This window comes from Mycobacterium sp., assembly GCF_008709575.1.
GTDB lineage: Bacteria > Actinomycetota > Actinomycetes > Mycobacteriales > Mycobacteriaceae > Mycobacterium.
The window spans coordinates 19434-35241 of the sequence record NZ_VYIK01000014.1; the positions used below are offsets into that span (position 1 = coordinate 19434).

Annotated in this window: 15 protein-coding genes; 8 read left to right on the forward strand and 7 right to left on the reverse strand. The window is 68.3% G+C overall.

All coding sequences use genetic code 11. The features are described 5' to 3' along the window. Window positions 1-120: 120 nt before the first annotated feature. Complete coding sequence (locus F6Q13_RS04865; protein ID WP_293053054.1) at window positions 121-546, reverse strand: DUF3499 domain-containing protein; 426 nt, start codon at window positions 544-546, stop codon at window positions 121-123. A 161-nt stretch (window positions 547-707) separates the two neighbouring features. Here F6Q13_RS04865 and F6Q13_RS04870 point away from each other — a divergent pair, with 161 nt between their 5' ends. Next, a complete protein-coding gene (locus tag F6Q13_RS04870; RefSeq protein ID WP_293053128.1) occupies window positions 708-1130 on the forward strand; it encodes a metallopeptidase family protein in 423 nt (140 codons plus the stop codon). Window positions 1131-1142: 12 nt separating this feature from the next. On the opposite strand, the gene F6Q13_RS04875 is transcribed toward F6Q13_RS04870, so the two are convergent. Next, window positions 1143-1511 carry a WhiB family transcriptional regulator gene (locus F6Q13_RS04875; protein WP_367141078.1) on the reverse strand — a complete coding sequence of 123 codons (369 nt, stop codon included), beginning with the start codon at window positions 1509-1511 and terminating at the stop codon, window positions 1143-1145. 303 nt (window positions 1512-1814) lie between these two features. Here F6Q13_RS04875 and cofD point away from each other — a divergent pair, with 303 nt between their 5' ends. The 4 genes from cofD (at window position 1815) to F6Q13_RS04895 (ending at window position 7615) form a co-directional block, all read left to right on the forward strand. Further along, entirely contained in the window at window positions 1815-2807 is a 993-nt protein-coding gene (gene cofD / locus F6Q13_RS04880) for a 2-phospho-L-lactate transferase (RefSeq protein WP_293053055.1), read from the forward strand. Further along, complete coding sequence (locus F6Q13_RS04885) at window positions 2804-4147, forward strand: coenzyme F420-0:L-glutamate ligase (RefSeq protein ID WP_293053056.1); 1344 nt, start codon at window positions 2804-2806, stop codon at window positions 4145-4147. The genes cofD and F6Q13_RS04885 overlap by 4 nt, the downstream gene beginning before the upstream one ends. Then, window positions 4144-4683, forward strand: a complete 540-nt coding sequence (locus tag F6Q13_RS04890; RefSeq protein WP_293053057.1) for an NUDIX domain-containing protein — start codon at window positions 4144-4146, stop codon at window positions 4681-4683. Before F6Q13_RS04885 ends, F6Q13_RS04890 begins: the two co-directional genes overlap by 4 nt. A gap of 277 nt (window positions 4684-4960) precedes the next feature. Then, complete coding sequence (locus F6Q13_RS04895; RefSeq protein WP_293053058.1) at window positions 4961-7615, forward strand: YncE family protein; 2655 nt, start codon at window positions 4961-4963, stop codon at window positions 7613-7615. Between the two features lie 156 nt (window positions 7616-7771). Here the strand turns inward: F6Q13_RS04895 and F6Q13_RS04900 are convergent, their stop codons facing one another. Genes F6Q13_RS04900 through rfbD form a run of 3 tightly spaced genes read right to left on the reverse strand, consistent with a single transcriptional unit; the run spans window position 7772 to window position 10585 of the window. Continuing rightward, the gene (locus tag F6Q13_RS04900; protein ID WP_293053059.1) at window positions 7772-8845 is read right to left on the reverse strand and encodes an NDP-sugar synthase; all 1074 of its coding nucleotides are present in this window, start codon (window positions 8843-8845) and stop codon (window positions 7772-7774) included. Beyond that, window positions 8842-9714, reverse strand: coding sequence for a glycosyltransferase family 2 protein (locus tag F6Q13_RS04905; protein WP_293053060.1), 873 nt, complete (start codon window positions 9712-9714; stop codon window positions 8842-8844). Before F6Q13_RS04905 ends, F6Q13_RS04900 begins: the two co-directional genes overlap by 4 nt. After that, on the reverse strand, window positions 9707-10585 hold the full coding sequence (gene rfbD / locus F6Q13_RS04910; protein WP_293053061.1) for a dTDP-4-dehydrorhamnose reductase: 879 nt from the start codon (window positions 10583-10585) through the stop codon (window positions 9707-9709). Before rfbD ends, F6Q13_RS04905 begins: the two co-directional genes overlap by 8 nt. Window positions 10586-10653: 68 nt before the next feature. On the opposite strand from rfbD, the gene F6Q13_RS04915 reads away from it, so the two are divergent. Next, a complete protein-coding gene (locus F6Q13_RS04915) occupies window positions 10654-12117 on the forward strand; it encodes an LCP family protein (protein WP_293053062.1) in 1464 nt (487 codons plus the stop codon). Continuing rightward, window positions 12107-12826 carry a TIGR03089 family protein gene (locus F6Q13_RS04920; RefSeq protein WP_293053063.1) on the forward strand — a complete coding sequence of 240 codons (720 nt, stop codon included), beginning with the start codon at window positions 12107-12109 and terminating at the stop codon, window positions 12824-12826. The genes F6Q13_RS04915 and F6Q13_RS04920 overlap by 11 nt, the downstream gene beginning before the upstream one ends. Window positions 12827-13022: 196 nt before the next feature. On the opposite strand, the gene F6Q13_RS04925 is transcribed toward F6Q13_RS04920, so the two are convergent. Both F6Q13_RS04925 and F6Q13_RS04930 read right to left on the reverse strand, forming a co-directional pair. Then, window positions 13023-14501 carry a PE-PPE domain-containing protein gene (locus tag F6Q13_RS04925; protein ID WP_293053065.1) on the reverse strand — a complete coding sequence of 493 codons (1479 nt, stop codon included), beginning with the start codon at window positions 14499-14501 and terminating at the stop codon, window positions 13023-13025. 5 nt (window positions 14502-14506) lie between these two features. After that, window positions 14507-15139 (reverse strand): TetR/AcrR family transcriptional regulator, encoded by a 633-nt coding sequence (locus F6Q13_RS04930; RefSeq protein WP_293053067.1) that lies wholly within the window; start codon window positions 15137-15139, stop codon window positions 14507-14509. A 381-nt stretch (window positions 15140-15520) separates the two neighbouring features. Here F6Q13_RS04930 and F6Q13_RS04935 point away from each other — a divergent pair, with 381 nt between their 5' ends. Further along, complete coding sequence (locus tag F6Q13_RS04935; RefSeq protein WP_293053069.1) at window positions 15521-15802, forward strand: DUF1490 family protein; 282 nt, start codon at window positions 15521-15523, stop codon at window positions 15800-15802. Window positions 15803-15808: the final 6 nt, after the last annotated feature.

Consider the following 15808-nt stretch of genomic DNA (forward strand, 5'->3'; position numbering starts at 1 on the left):
CGGGAACTCTTCCCGACCAGCCTAGCTTTGCGCCGCCTCAGCATCACCGCGAGTGTGCGTGTCGCCGCGCCGACACGCCGCGTGGTGCGCGATTCTGCGCACGCTCGCCGCGAACATCACTCAGTCTTGTTCCGTCGGGTCGGGCAGCACGCGCAGATGGCCACGGCGACGCCCGGTGACGCGCGGACCGCTCGGCACCAGCACACCGCTACCGGGGGCAGCAGCTGACGCGGGGTCGCCGTCGGCAAAGCCGTTGCGCGGCGCCCCGGCCGGCATCGCGTCCCGCCCCTCCCGCACCGCCTCGGCGAGCGCGATCAGATCGTCGTCCTCAGCCGGGGCGGTCAACGGGCCGGGGTGGCGGACAAGCTCCCAACCGCGTGGCGCGGTGATGCGGCCGGCATGGCTGACGCACAGATCCCACGAGTGCGGCTCACGCGCGGTGGCCAAGGGGCCGATCACTGCCGTCGAGTCCGAATAGACGAAGGTCAGCGTCGCCACCGCATAGTGTTGACACCCGGGCCGACAGCAGCGACGCGGAACGTTCACGACCGAGAGGCTATCGTGCGTGCGGCCCTCGGGACTGCCGGACACGCGCATTGACCCGGGCCGCGATTCGGAACCGTTACCATCGCCGCGTGGAGGATTCGCGCAGCTCCCGGCGGCGCGGCCGGTCGCAGCGCCGGTCGCCGACGCGACGCGGCCGGGAGATGCGCGGGCCATTGCTGCCGCCCACGGTCCCCGGGTGGCGCAGCCGGGCCGAGCGGTTCGACATGGCCGTGCTGGAGGCCTACGAACCGATCGAGCGTCGCTGGCATGAGCGGCTGACCGGACTGGACGTGGCGGTCGATGAGATTCCCCGCATCTCGCCCAAGGATCCCGACAATGTGCAATGGCCGTCGGAGGTCGTCGCTGACGGGCCCATCGCCCTGGCTCGCTTGATTCCGGCCGGAGTCGATGTGCGCGGCAACGCCACGCGCGCTCGCATCGTGGTATTCCGCAAGCCGATCGAGCGGCGCGCCGAAGACACCCTTGAACTCACTGAATTGCTGCACGAGATCCTGGTCGCTCAGGTGGCAACCTACTTGGACGTCGACGCCTCCGTCATCGACCCGACGATCGATGACGACTAGCGGATCGCCCGGCTAGATGATGCCGCGCTTGAGGCGGCGGCGCTCGCGTTCGGAGAGCCCGCCCCAGATACCGAAGCGCTCATCGTGGGCCAGCGCGTATTCCAGGCACTCGGCGCGCACCTCGCAACCCAGGCAGATTTTCTTGGCCTCTCGGGTGGAGCCACCCTTTTCGGGGAAAAACGCCTCGGGATCGGTCTGCGCACACAAGGCGCGGTCTTGCCACTGGTCGGCGCTAACCGGGGCGGCTGCGAAGGTCACGGGCACTTCGGGCGCATCAGGCACCAAGCTCAGGTGGGGCCGGGCTGGGGCCCCCATCGTCGCAGAGCCGGCAGTGGCGTGCGGTGTGCTTCCCATCAGGCCCCGAAGGTGCTCATAGGACATGCTCCGCCTCCTCACCTGGTGTCGTTGGTCGTGAATCTCGCCGACTGTTTTGTTGAGCGGCCATCCCCATTCGAACAGATGATCGAATCTCGGTCTCGGACACCGAATTCGGCCGCCAACCGGAAATGACACTGGTGTGATTACACACGTGTTGGCAGCCGCGGTCAAGAGATCGCGCGCGATTGCATACCATCTCGTGACCACTTTGTGGCGTCACTGAGCCGGTTCCGCCGCGGCGTGTCGGGTGCGCGGGCCCGCGGCAGCCCCCGACTGACGCTGCCTGCGGGCGTAGGGTCGTCCGATGTGAAGATCACGGTTCTGGTCGGCGGGGTCGGGGGCGCCCGCTTTCTGCTCGGCGTGCAGCACCTGCTCGGCCTGGGTCGATTCGAGCGCCCAGCTGCTGCCGGCGACCACGAAGTGACCGCCGTCGTCAACATCGGCGACGACGCCTGGATGCACGGCCTGCGGATCTGTCCCGACCTGGACACCTGCATGTACACCCTGGGCGGGGCTGTCGACCCGCAGCGAGGCTGGGGTCATCGCAACGAGACCTGGCATGCCAAGGAGGAATTGGCCCGCTACGGGGTGCAACCGGACTGGTTCGCGCTCGGCGACCGCGACCTGGCCACCCACCTGGTCCGGACCCAGATGCTGCGGGCGGGTTATCCGCTGTCACTGGTCACCGCGGCTCTGTGCGACCGCTGGCAGCCCGGTGCCACGCTGCTGCCGGCCAGCGACGACCGGTGCGAAACCCACGTTGTCATCACCGATCCCGTCGATGCCACCCAGCGCGCGATCCACTTCCAGGAATGGTGGGTGCGCTACCGTGCCCAGGTTCCGACGCACAGTTTCGCCTTCATCGGAGCCGAGAAAGCCAACGCCGCAGCCGAAGTAGTGAACGCTCTCACCGACGCCGACATCGTCTTGATTGCGCCGTCGAATCCGGTGGTCAGTATCGGCGCTATCCTGGCCATCCCCGGGATTCGCGCAGCCTTGCGGTCGACCCGCGCCCCGATCGTCGGATACTCTCCCATCGTCGCGGGAAAACCATTGCGCGGAATGGCTCATGAATGCCTCGCCGTGATCGGCGTGCAATCCACCGCCGAGGCGGTGGGCCGGCACTTCGGTGCCCGATCAGGCAATGGAATCCTGGACGGCTGGCTGATCCATGAGGGTGATCACGCCGAGATCGACGGCGTCGCCGTGCGGTCCGTACCGCTGCTGATGACCGACCCACGCGCAACGGCCGAGATGGTCAGTGCAGGGCTGGAACTCGCGGGCGTGGCGGCGCTATGACCGAACACGGCAGTGCATCGGCGATCGAGATCCGGCCCGTCACCGGACTTCCCGAATTCCGACCCGGTGACGACTTGAGCGCCGCAATCGCCACCGCGGCGCCGTGGCTGCGCGACGACGACGTGGTGGTGCTCACCAGCAAGGTCGTCTCGAAATGCGAAGGCCGGCTCATTGCGGCCCCCGAGGATGCGCAGGCTCGAGACGAGCTGCGGCGCAAGCTTGTCGACGCCGAGGCGGTTCGCGTGCTGGCCCGCCGGGGCCGCACCCTGATCACCGAGAACCGGCTCGGTCTGGTGCAGGCCGCTGCCGGGGTGGACGGGTCCAACGTCGCGGCGACCGAACTCGCGCTGCTGCCCGTCGACCCTGATGCCAGCGCCGCACGGTTGCGGGCCGAGCTGCGCCAACGGCTCGGCGTGACGGTCGCCGTGGTGATCACCGACACGACGGGCCGCGCGTGGCGCACCGGCCAGACCGACGTCGCAATCGGCGCGGCCGGGCTCACTGTGCTCCACGATTACGCGGGCACGGTCGACACCCACGGCAACGAACTGATCGTCACCGAGATCGCGGTCGCCGACGAGATCGCGGCCGCCGCCGACCTCGTGAAGGGCAAACTGACCGCGGTCCCGGTCGCCGTGGTGCGCGGACTGCGCGTCGTCGATGACGGCTCTACGGCCCGGCAGCTGGTGCGGTCGGGCCCCGACGACCTGTTCTGGCTCGGCACCGCCGAGGCGCTCGACACCGGCCGCCGGCAGGCCCAGCTGCTGCGGCGTTCGGTGCGCCGGTTCGCCGACGACTCGGTGCCGGCACGGCTGATCGAGGACGCGGTCGGTGAGGCGCTCACCGCGCCGGCCCCGCACCACACCCGCCCGGTGCGCTTCGTCTGGCTGCAGACTGCCGCTGTCCGCAGGCGGCTGCTGGACCGCATGCGCGAGCGGTGGCGCTACGACCTCGCCGGTGACGGAAAACCCGAAGACGCTATCGAGCGGCGGGTAGCACGGGGCCAAATTCTCTACGACGCACCCGAAGTCATCATTCCGATGTTGGTGCCCGACGGCGCTCACCACTATCCGGACGCCGCCCGCACCCGGGCCGAACACACCATGTTCACCGTCGCGGTCGGGGCGGCGGTGCAGGCGCTGCTGGTAGCGCTGGCGGTGCGCGGGGTCGGCAGTTGCTGGATCGGCTCGACGATCTTTGCCGCCGACGTGGTCCGCGACGAACTTCGATTGCCGCTCGAGTGGGAGCCGTTGGGCGCGGTCGCGATCGGTTATCCGGCCGAGCCGGCGGCGCAGCCCCGAGACCCGGTGCCGATCGCCGATCTGCTGGTGCGCAAGTGAGCGTCCGACAGTCGGCGATCGACGTGCTATCCGATTGGCAGGCCCCCGACCGGGGCCAGGACTCGCTGCGCCATGCGGTGTTGTCGTTCCTACACGCGCGTGAGGATGCCTGCCGTCGCGCCTGCGTGCCGGGCCACATCACCGCCTCGATGGCCGTACTGGACCACACCGGGCGGCAGGTGCTGCTCACGCTGCACCCGCGGCTGGGCCGCTGGGTGCAGCTGGGCGGGCACTGCGAGGACAGCGACACCGACATCGCCGGGGCCGCACTGCGCGAGGCAACCGAGGAATCCGGTATCCCAGACCTGCGGCTGCAACCCGGCCTGGTCGCCGTGCACGCACATCCGATCACCTGCTCGCTGGGTGTGCCGACGCGTCACCTGGACCTGCAGTTCGCCGCGCACGCGCCACCCGGCGCAGAGATCGCGCTGAGCGACGAGTCGGTGGACCTGCGCTGGTGGCCGGTTGATGCCTTGCCGGCTGGTTCCGATGACGCGCTGGCGTACCTGGTCGCGTGGGCACGCGGCCGGCGATAATCAACCGCGGCAACGGCATGTGCGGTCACAACACCGCGCCCGTTGCCGGTGAGTGAGCAATTGCCCGTCGTTGTGGTCGACTATGACCCTTAGGAAATCACATTGTCCCGTCACGACAAGGCATTTCGAAGTTACGGTTCTTTCTCGGACACCATTTCATCGACGTAGATGTACTTAATAAGTTGCTTTAGGATTGTGCGCGGTGGCTCATCATGTCAGCAGAAATATCCGCAAGGCTCGCCGCACCAAGTCCCGCCGGCGCAGATGTGCGGTGAGGATGGGCGCCACGACCGGGGCGTTATGGCTCGCAGCGATAGTTCCGGTTGCTCCGACACCATTCGTGCATGCCGATGTCTTGGAATGGATCCTCAACCCGATCCTTGATCCGCTGGCAGGCGGGGCTGTTGCGACCAACCCGGGGTTGGGTGATGCGGGTGGGGCAGCTGTAGAGCAGTCGGGCGAGCTGGATGCCGTGCTGGTGGAACTGGTTCAGCAGCTAAACACCGCCGTCATCGCAACAGCACAAGACTGGATAACCAGTCCGCTCGGACACGGTCTCGATCAGCTCATCAATGCGCCGTTTGTGGACTTGTTCGGTCGAGATTTGATCGGCAACGGAGTCAACGCATTCACCGGTGCCAACACCTCGATACTCGGGGGTTCGGGGATCTTCGGCAACCTAAGTGACGGTGGGTTTTTGGTCGGCGACGGCGGCACTGGGGCCACCGGGGTGGCCGGGGTGGATGGCGGCGATGGCGGTATCGGCGGCTCGGCCGGACTCATCGGCGACGGCGGCACCGGCGGGAACGGGGTCGATGGCGGGACCGGCGGGACCGGCGGGACCGGCGGGCTGCTGCTCGGTAATGGCGGGGACGGCGGGGCCGGCGGGACCGGGGTTGATGGTGGGGCCGGCGGAGCCGGTGGGGCCGGTGGAAACGCCGTGGTATTCGGTAATGGCGGGGACGGCGGGGTCGGTGGTACCGGAGGGACCGGGATGAGCGGGGCGTCCGGCACACCTGGTATGCCCGGTGCGCCAGGTGAAATCGATGTTCACGGCGGTGCGGGTGGGGCCGGCGGTGCCGGCGGGGCCGGGAGTCCGGGCGGGGCAGGCGGAATTGGCGGGCCTGGCGGCGCCGGAGGCAATGCTGGATCGTTTATCGGGGATGGAGGTTCCGGCGGGGTCGGCGGGAACGGCGGCGACGGCGGTGACGGCGGCGACGGCGGAAACGGCGGAAACGGCGGAGTCGGCTACAGCCCAACCGCAGACACCGGCGGCAACGGCGGCAACGGCGGCGACGGCGGCAAGGGCGGCGACGGCGGGGCCGGCGGGGCCGGCGGTGATGGCGGTGCTGGGGGTTCCGGTGGTCTTGGTGGTATGTGGGGGAAAGCCGGGACTTCTGGAGCTGCCGGGATGGCCGGGGTCGCCGGGGTGCAGGGCGACGGCGGTGATGGTGGGGCCGGCGGGGCCGGCGGTAACGGCGCCACCGGGACCACCGGGACGAGCGGGGCCAACGGCAACGCCGGTGCGGCCGGCACAGCGACCCACCCCAACGGTGGGCCCGGTGGCAACGGCGGCAACGGCGACACCGGCGGGCGCGGCGGTGATGGCGGTGATGGCGGTGCGGGTGGGGCGGCCGGGGTCGGCCACATCGACGGCACGGTCGGTGCCGGCGGGGTTGGCGGCAACGCCGGCGACGGCGGTGACGGCGGCACCGGTGGTAACGGCGGGACCGGCGGGGCCGGTTATTCACAGACCGCGCCAAACGGTGTCAGCGCCGGCAACGGCGGGGCCGGCGGCACCGGCGGTGACGGCGGTGACGGTGGCACGGCAGGAACAGCAGGAACAGGCGGTCTCAACGGAGCCGGAACTGTTCGAGCCGAGTCAGGAGCACCGGGCAGTCCCGGTGAAGGTGGGGCCGGGGGCAACGGTGGGGTCGGCGGCAACGGCGGCTCCACACCCGTTGCCGCCGGCCAGTCCGGCGGCAACGGCAGCGACGGCGCCGGCCCCTCGGACAGCACAGGTGGTGCTGGCGGCCAGGGTGGTGACGGCGGGAAAGGCGGCGCCGGTGTCATCACCATCGACGTCGGAAGCGCCCCGTTGGGGGTAGCGGTCGGCTCCAACCCCGGTGATGTCTACGTCACCAACGCCGGCGCGGATACCGTGTCGGTGATCTATGACAACAAGGTCATCTACACCGTCGACGTCGGCAGCAGTCCGCACGGGGTGGCGGTCAGTCCCGTCACTGGCGACGCCTACGTCGCCAACTACGGCAGCGATACCGTCTCGGTGATCGACACCGACAGGGTGACTCATACCATCGACGTCGGCAGTGGTCCGTATGGGGTGGCGTTTGACCCCGGCACGGGCGATGTTTATGTCACCAATGCCGGTAGCGACACGGTGTCGGTGATCGACCCTTCAGACAAGGACACGGTCGTTGCCACCATCAGCGTCGGGCAAGATCCGCAGCAACTGGCGGTCAGCTCCAGTACCGGGGATGTCTACGTCGTCAACATCGGCAGCGACACGGTGTCGGTGATCGGCCATTCCAACACTGTCGTTGCCACCATCACACTCGGCTCTGGCTTCGTGCCGGCAGGCATAGCGGTTGGCTCCACGGTCGGCTACGTCGCCAATTCCAGCAGCGGTACGGTGATCACCTTCGATCCCACCACAAATAAACTAGGCGTTGAATTAATCGACGTCGGCGCGGCGCCACAAGGGGTGGCGATCAGCGCAGCCGGCCCGGATACCGGCGATGTCTACGTCGCTAACGCCGGCGCTGATACGGTGTCGGTGATCGATCCCAGCACCGCTACACTCATTGGCACCATCGACGTCGGCAAGCTTCCGACCGGCGTAGCGGTCAGCCCCGTCACCGGGGACGTCTACGTCAGCGATAACAACGGCGACACGATCTCAGCGTTTTAATGCGTTGACCGTCGTCCGTGATCTACCACTCCGAGGCCCTTGAGAGGTCTGCAGATAGAGCGGGTCTAATTTCACCCGGCGCCGATGCCCGGTTGGGGTGGCGGTCCAGGAGAATTGGCGCCGCGGTGACGTCGATGTCAGTGGCCCAAGACCGACTCACACGTCCGACGAATACCTGATCCCGCCGTCGGGAATGCAGACTCCGGGCCACACCCGCGCCCCGCGCAACAGTTCGCAGCGCGCCCCGATGTCGGCACCGTCGCCGATCACGCCGTCGCGGATCAGCGCCCGCGGCCCGATGCGGGCGCCGAAGCCGATGATCGAGCGCTCGATCACGGAACCGGCCTCGACGCGGACGCCGTCGAAGACGACCGCGCCGTCCAACCGGACGCCCGGGCCGATTTCGGCTCCCCGCCCGACGACTGTGCCGCCGACGAGCACCGCGCCCGGGGAGATCGCCGCACCGTCGTGCACCAACTGCTCGCCGCGGTGGCCGCCCAGCGCGGGCGACGGGGCGATGCCGCGCACCAGATCCGCTGAGCCGCGGACGAAGTCCTCCGGAGTGCCCATGTCCCGCCAGTAGCTGGAATCGACATAACCGCACACCTTGACCGCGTCGGAGAGCAGCGCCGGGAACACCTCGCGTTCGACCGAGACCTCGCGCCCGCGCGGGATCCGGTCGATAATCTCCCGGGAGAACACGTAACAGCCCGCGTTGATCTGGTCGGTCGGCGGGTCTTGAGTCTTCTCCAAAAATGCTGTCACCCTGCCGTTTTCGGTCGGCACACAGCCAAACGCGCGCGGGTCGCCCACCCGCACCAAGTGCAGCGTGATGTCGGCGCGCTGCTCGCGGTGGAAGTTCAGCAGCTGCCCCAGATCGACGCCGGAGAGCACGTCGCCGTTGAACACCATCACGGTGTCGTGACGCAGCCGCGGTGCGACGTTGGCGATTCCGCCGCCGGTGCCCAGCGGGTGCTCTTCGGGCACGTAGTCGATCTGCAGCCCGAGCTTGGCACCGTCGCCGAATTCCCTTTCGAACACATGAGTCTGATACGACGTGCCCAGGATCACGTGCTCGATGCCGGCCGCCGCGATCCGCGACAGCAGGTGGGTGAGGAACGGCAGCCCGGCAGTGGGCAGCATCGGCTTGGGCACCGACAGCGTCAACGGTCGCAGCCGGGTGCCCTTGCCGCCGACCAGAACGACGGCATCGACCTCGAGCACTGTCACCACCGCCGTTTCGAGCTGCGCACCAACAGTCGTGCCCGCGCCGCCAACCCGACCTTGAACGCCCAGCGCAGCGGCGCACGCCACCAACCGGGATGCCGATCGGCCAGGAAGATATAGGTGCTGGCGTGATGGGCCAGCAGGTTGGGTGCCGACTCCCGGCCGGTGGCGTGGCCCTTGTGGTGCAAAACCTCGGCCGACGGGACGTAGACGTTCAGCCATCCCGCCTTGCCCAGCCGATCGCCCAGGTCGACGTCTTCCATGTACATGTAATAACGCTCGTCAAATCCGCCGACCTGCTCGAACGCGGCCCGGCGTACCAAAAGGCAGGACCCGGACAGCCACCCCACCGGCCGCTCGCTGGGTGCTAGCTGCTCTTGCCGATAGGCTCTGGACCACGGGTTGGTCGGCCACAGCGGACCCAACACGGCGTGCATGCCACCCCGGAGCAGGCTGGGCAGCTGGCGTGCCGACGGGTACACCGACCCGTCCGGGTCGCGGATCAGCGGACCCAAAGTGGCCGCACGCGGCCACCGGGCGGCGGCGTCCAGCAGGGCGTCGATGCTGCCGGGGCCCCACTGCACGTCCGGGTTGGCCGCGATGAACCACTCCCCAACATCGTCCAAGGCCTCAGCGACCTGGGCGACGGCCCGGTTCACCGCGGTGCCGTAGCCGAGGTTGGACCCGGTCGAGAACAGCCGTACGTTGGGATAGCGTTCGACGGCGGCCTGCGGCGCCCCGTCGGTCGAGCCGTTGTCGGCCATCACCACGCACACCGGCCGGTCGGTGGCCAGTGACAGCGAGGCCAGGAACCGATCCAGGTGCGGGCCCGGGGAATAGGTCACCGTCACGACCGGCAGGGCATCACTCACGCGTAGAGGGTAACGGTCGGTCGAACAGCGCTTGCGTCAGCGCGTCGCGCCACGGCCGCAGCGGTGAGAGCCCCGCCTGTTGGGACACTCGGCCGGACAGCGCCGAATAACGCGGTCGGGGTGCCGGCCGGGGATAGGCGGCGCTGCTGACCGGGCGGACGCGGCCCGGATCGGCGCCGACGCCGGCGAACACCGCGCGAGCCTGCTCAAACCGGCTCACCGCCCCGTGGTTGGCGGCGTGCACGACCGAAGCACGCACTCTCCCGTCGGCGATCTCCAGCAGCGCGGCGACCAAATCCGGGACGTAGGTCGGTGAGCCGGTCTGGTCATCGACGACCTCCACGATGCCGTCGCCGGCGGCCAGTTTGCGCATCACCGCGACGAAGTCCTTGCCGTCTCCGGTGTAGACCCAGGCCGTGCGCACCACGGTGGCCTGCGGCAATGTGGCCAGCACGGCCTTTTCGCCGGCAAGTTTGGTCCGCCCGTAGACACTGATCGGATCGGTTCGATCGCCGGGTTCGTACGGGCGCGGCTGCGAGGCGCCGAAGTCACCGCTGAACACGTAGTCGGTGGAGATGTGGATCAACCGAGCGCCGACGCGCGAACAGGCCTGCGCGATGTACCCCGGACCGGTCGCGTTCACCGCGTAGGCGGCCGCTTCGTGGCTTTCCGCGCCGTCGACGTCGGTGTAGGCCGCGCAGTTGACCACCACATCGCCGGGCTCGAGGATCCGCTCTGCGGCGACCGGATCGGTCACGTCCCATTGCGCCGACGTCAACGCCAGCACCTCGCGGCCCTGCCGCGCGGCCTCGGCTGCCAGGAAGCTGCCGACCTGGCCGCCGGCGCCGGTGACCACGATCCTGTCCCGCATGGTGGCAAGTCTGGCACGCCGAAGCGCCGCTGTAAGCGATCATCCTGTGCCGTAAGTAACCTAGAGTGGTGTTTGTGCAAAAAGTGGTGCGCGTGATTGCCACGGCCGCGGCCGTGGCGGTGGTGCTCGGCACCGGGGTGGCGTGGAGCAACATCCGTTCGTTCGCGAACGGGATCAGCCGCATCGCCGCCGGCGCACTGGGCAGCGGCGGCGACGACGGCGCGATCGACATCCTGCTGGTGGGCATGGACAGTCGAACCGACGCTCACGGCAACCCGCTGTCCGCCGAGGAATTGGCCACCCTGCGAGCCGGTGACGAAACCGCCACCAACACCGACACGATCATCCTGGTGCGCATCCCCAACAACGGGAAATCGGCCACCGCGATCTCGATCCCCCGCGACTCCTACGTCGCGGCTCCCGGTCTGGGCAAGACCAAGATCAACGGCGTCTACGGCCAAACCAAGGAGGAAAAACGCGCCGGCCTCGTCGAAGCCGGTGTCGATCCCGCCGTCGCCGAGGCGCGCGGGACCGAAGCCGGCCGCGAGGCCCTGATCAAGACGGTCGCCGATCTCACCGGTGTCACCGTCGACCACTACGCCGAGATCGGCCTGCTGGGTTTCGCGCTGATCACCGATGCCCTCGGTGGTGTCGACGTCTGCCTCAAAGAGCCGGTCTACGAGCCGATGTCAGGTGCCGACTTCCCGGCGGGCTGGCAAAAACTGACCGGCCCGCAGGCCCTGAGCTTTGTCCGCCAGCGCCACGACCTGCCCCGCGGCGACTTGGACCGGGTGGTGCGCCAGCAGGCCGTGATGGCGTCACTGGCCCATCGAGTGATCTCCGGCAAAACGCTGTCGAGTCCGGCCACGATGGAACGGCTGCAAAGCGCCATCCAGCGTTCGGTGGTGCTGTCTTCCGGATGGGACATCATGGACTTCGTCAAACAGCTGGAGAAGCTGAGCGCCGGCAACGTCGCATTCGCCACCATCCCGGTACTCGACGAGGCGGGCTGGAGCGACGACGGCATGCACAGCGTGGTGCGGGTGGATCCGCACCAGGTCGCCGAGTGGGTCGCCGGCCTCCTGCACGATCAAGACCAAGGCAAGACCGACGAGCTCGCCTACACGCCGGAAAAAACCACCGCGGACGTGCTCAACGACACCGACATCAACGGCCTGGCTGCTGCGGTATCGGAAGTGCTGAGCGCCAAGGGTTTCACGCCGGGCGCCGTAGCCAACAACGAGGCCGCGCACGTATCGGCCAGCCAGGTCCGTGCCGCCAGGGCCGACGACGCGGGCGCCCAGGCGGTAGCCAGGGACCTCGGCGGGCTCCCGGTCGTCGCCGACACTTCGGTGCCGCCCGGGGTGGTGCGGGTAATCCTGGCCAACGACTACACCGGTCCCGGCTCCGGGCTCGGCGGCGACGCCGCGACGATCGCGGCCGGCACATCACGGGGCGCAAGCGAGAACACCGCTCCCCCACCCTCGCCGATCCTGACCGCGGGCTCGGACAATCCGGAGTGTGTCAACTAACAGGCTCACGCTTTCCCAAGCGATTCTGGACCCGCTGCTGCATACCGACCCGGTCGGTCCGCGCCTCACCTACTACGACGACGCCGACGGCCAGCGTATCGAGCTGTCCACGGTGACCTTGGCGAACTGGGCCGCCAAGACCGCCAATCTGCTGCGCGACGAGCTGGGTGCCGGTCCGGGCTGCCGGGTGGCGGTGCTGCTGCCGGCGCATTGGCAGACCGCGGCCGTGCTGTTCGGGATCTGGTGGATCGGCGCCGAGGTCCTGCTCGGCACCGGGCCCGCCGACGTCGCGCTGTGCACCGCCGATCGGCTCGGCGAGGCCGATCAGGCGGCCGGCGAGGTGGCGGTGCTGTCGCTGGATCCGTTCGGCCGACCGGCGGACGACGTTCCGGTCGGGGTCACCGACTACGCGACCGCGGTGCGGGTGCATGCCGACCAGGTTGTCGCCGAACCCGCACCCGGGCCGGCGCTGGCCGGCCATTCGGTCGACCAGGTGCTCGCCGACTGCCGCAGCTTCGCGCAGGCAGCGGGCCTGACGTCCGCGGACCGAGTGCTTTCGACCGCATCGTGGGCGCAGCCCCCCGCCCTGGTCGGCCACCTGCTGGCGATCTTGGCGGTGGGTGGGTCGCTGGTGCACGTCGCCCACCCCGATCCCGGTGTGCTGCCGCGACGGATCGAGACGGAAAAGGTTACGCGCGTCCTCGAATAGCGGCACGGCCTGGCCGAGTCGATTCGCAGTCAAGACTTCGTCCACGGGCCGCGCCGGGCTCCATGGTGACCGAAATCCACGAGGCGGTGGGCGCGCGCATCGTGGATGAGTCAGCGCGCGATCCGGTGAGAAATCGCCGGTATCCGTCGCTGTTGGCCCGGCTGTTGATCGACCGGTCCAACAGCCTGCCGCAACCCTACGGGATCAGAGCGCCGGTGATGTCATTGATGGCCGTGGTGATCGCGGCGTCGGCGAGGTCGAGTTCGATGCCGGCCGCTAGCGTGAGCAGGCCGGTGTCCGCCGCGACGGGCAAACCGATGGCATCGATGGGGTTGGCGAGGTTGTCCTGGAACAAAGTGACATCGTAGGCGGGCAAGCTGAACACCGCTGCATAGGCGATGTCCGATGTCTGCAGCTGCAAGGCAGACAGCGCGGCGGCGGCACCGGCGATCCCGTCGGCAAGGTTGGTCAGGGTCGCTGCGGGGTCGCTGACGTCGGCGGACACCGCCGTCACGAGATCGGTCATGCTCGGCAGCGACAATGCTGCTCCCGACGCCCCCGCCGTCAGCGACGACAGCGAGACATTCGCCAGGTCGTCGGTGAAAGCGCTGAAGCCCTGCTGCGCCCCGGCGACCAGCTCGTCAAAGACCGTGATCGGGCTGACGTCCGGGAACAGCCCGAACTCGGTGGGCACATTCGCCGGAGTCGAGTAGCCAAGGTTGTCGGCGCCGTAGCCCAAGTTGATCAGATAGGTCAGGTCGGGCCCCAGCAGGGCTTGCAGCGGCTTGGGCAGCAGACTCACCAGCGGCGGCGTTTCGTCGATCATGTAGTAGTTGGTCAGCGTGTCAGCGCCCAGGGCCTCCGACCCCGGAAGGAGAAACGCCTCGTCGGCGATCTGCGTGGGCGCCAGGCTCAGATACAGCCCGTGGATGTCGACGAGACCCAAGTCGGCGTTGAGGTCCGCCAGGACATCGATGGGATAGCGCGGGTAGTCGGCGAAGCCGTCGTATTCGAGGGTGTAGATGTCGGTGGGGAAGGAGTTGGCGGGGGTTGCGCCGTCGTAAGCGATACCCTCACTCGGGGTGTTCAAACCGTCGAAGCGCTCGGACAGCCCGCCGTTGGGCGCGCTGGGGTCACCGACAAGCACGAACTGCAGGCCGGCGTCTGGTTCCGGCGTGCCATTAGGGTCGAGTTGCTCCATGACCAGGCTGGCGATCGTGGAGCTCTGCGACCAGCCGAACACGGTTGAGGCGTCGCCGGCCGCCTTGTCGCTGGCGATCGCGTTGTCCAGAATGAGCATGCCCTGGCCCACCGAGGTGCTCTCGTCGGGAAAGCCGGCCAGCGGACCGGTCGTGGCATTGGGGTAGTTGTCGGAAAAGGGCACGGCAAGGACCGGATACTCGGGCGTGAACAGGCCGTTGGCATAGGGATCGGGGTAAGTGGTGTCGGGGAAATTGGGCTGGATGTAGAGCAGGTTGGCCGCCTGCACATACCCGGATCCGGGGATCGGTACCCCGCTGGGGCCAATGACCAGCCCGATGGTCGCCGGATCGGCGGGGTCGGTGGAGACGTCCGCGTAGGCGACTGCCGGATTCATCGTCGCGGTCGGCGACAAGACCCCGGTACCGGCACTCGCCAACATCCCAAAAATCAGCCAACGACGCCTGCGGCCCATCACTGCTACCTCCCTAACGCGGCGCGCTTCGACTCGGCTCTGCTCCGAGCCATCGCCTTGAATGTTTCGATGACGAGCTTGGATTCGAACGGGTGGTACCCCTCGATCATGTTGCAGAACGCCAACCCGGTCACCAGCGAGAAGACCAACTGCAACCCGCTTCGGGCACCGTCGTCACTTGCTTGATCACCCGGGAAGTAGTCGGCGTAGATATCCTGGCTCGTCCGGAGGAACTCGCGGTCCACCGCCACCAGGGAATCCGCCAGTTCGGCATCAGTGCGGGCCGCGACCCACAGCTCGACGAATGCGGTGAACGTCGGACCGGTCCACATCGACCACAGCAGGTCGAGCGTGGCGTCCAGTTTGTCTTCGGCAGCATCCACCTCGGCCATGGCTCGGCGGTACTCCGCGGTGCGGCGCTCGAATGCGTGTCCGATCGCGGCCGAGAGCAGGTCGGTCTTGGTGGGGAAATGGTGCAGGAGCGCGCCCAGCGAAACCCCGGCCCGATGGGCGACTGCGGTCGTCGTGGTGGCCTTATAGCCGGACTCGACGAGCAGATCCAATGTGGCATCGAGCAGAGCGGCCTTGGTCTTGCTGCTCCGCTGAGCTTGGGTTCGGCGGGTTCGTGTGCGCGTCATGTCAACGATCTTGCGCGGCTCACCGGCGCACCGCCGATCGGGTTGACGCGGTCTCGATGCCCTGCGTGGACGGTGGGTATGGAGCGCAGTCGGGGTGCGGCACGGCCACCAGCATTCACGACTTACAATAAACCGTCAAGGTCAATTGTAAGTGATCGTCTGGCCCGCATCAATCGAATGAGGCGCAACACCATCGCTCCCGCAACCGGGCCCGCTACATCGCCGGTCGACGCCGGCCACAACCGTCAGCAGCGCGAAGCTGCCGGCAGGCCTGCGAAGCGGTCCGTCCAGCCCTACCCCCGGCAGCCAAAATACATGTTGATATAGCAATATTTCGATGTTATGGTCGGGTGCGACAGTGACGACAAAAGGAGCGTGACCATGGTCGGGCACGGACTGTTGGCCAGGGCGACGGCGGCGGTAGTCACCGGGGCGGTCGGTGCGGCCGCGTACGATCTGCTGCGGACGGCGGCGCGTAAGGCTCCGGTGCACGCCGCCGCAGTGACCGCAGCCGAATGGAGTCTGCGCGGGACCCGCCGGACCGAAGAAGCAGCGGAGTCGGTCAGGCTGAAGCTCGCCGACGTCGTCGCCGAGGCGCGTGAGCGCATCGGTGAGGAGGCCGCGCCGCCGTCGATCGGCAACCACGACGAGCACGCGCACTGACCACTC

Bases quoted from the DNA above. Each gene is read 5' to 3' on its own strand.
- F6Q13_RS04925 (WP_293053065.1), bottom strand. From the start codon at position 14,501: ATGGGCCGCAGGCGTCGTTGGCTGATTTTTGGGATGTTGGCGAGTGCC.
- F6Q13_RS04895 (WP_293053058.1), top strand. From the start codon at position 4,961: ATGGGCGCCACGACCGGGGCGTTATGGCTCGCAGCGATAGTTCCGGTT.
- F6Q13_RS04870 (WP_293053128.1), top strand. From the start codon at position 708: ATGCGCGGGCCATTGCTGCCGCCCACGGTCCCCGGGTGGCGCAGCCGG.
- F6Q13_RS04875 (WP_367141078.1), bottom strand. From the start codon at position 1,511: ATGTCCTATGAGCACCTTCGGGGCCTGATGGGAAGCACACCGCACGCC.
- F6Q13_RS04935 (WP_293053069.1), top strand. From the start codon at position 15,521: ATGGTCGGGCACGGACTGTTGGCCAGGGCGACGGCGGCGGTAGTCACC.
- F6Q13_RS04885 (WP_293053056.1), top strand. From the start codon at position 2,804: ATGACCGAACACGGCAGTGCATCGGCGATCGAGATCCGGCCCGTCACC.
- F6Q13_RS04930 (WP_293053067.1), bottom strand. From the start codon at position 15,139: ATGACGCGCACACGAACCCGCCGAACCCAAGCTCAGCGGAGCAGCAAG.
- rfbD (WP_293053061.1), bottom strand. From the start codon at position 10,585: ATGCGGGACAGGATCGTGGTCACCGGCGCCGGCGGCCAGGTCGGCAGC.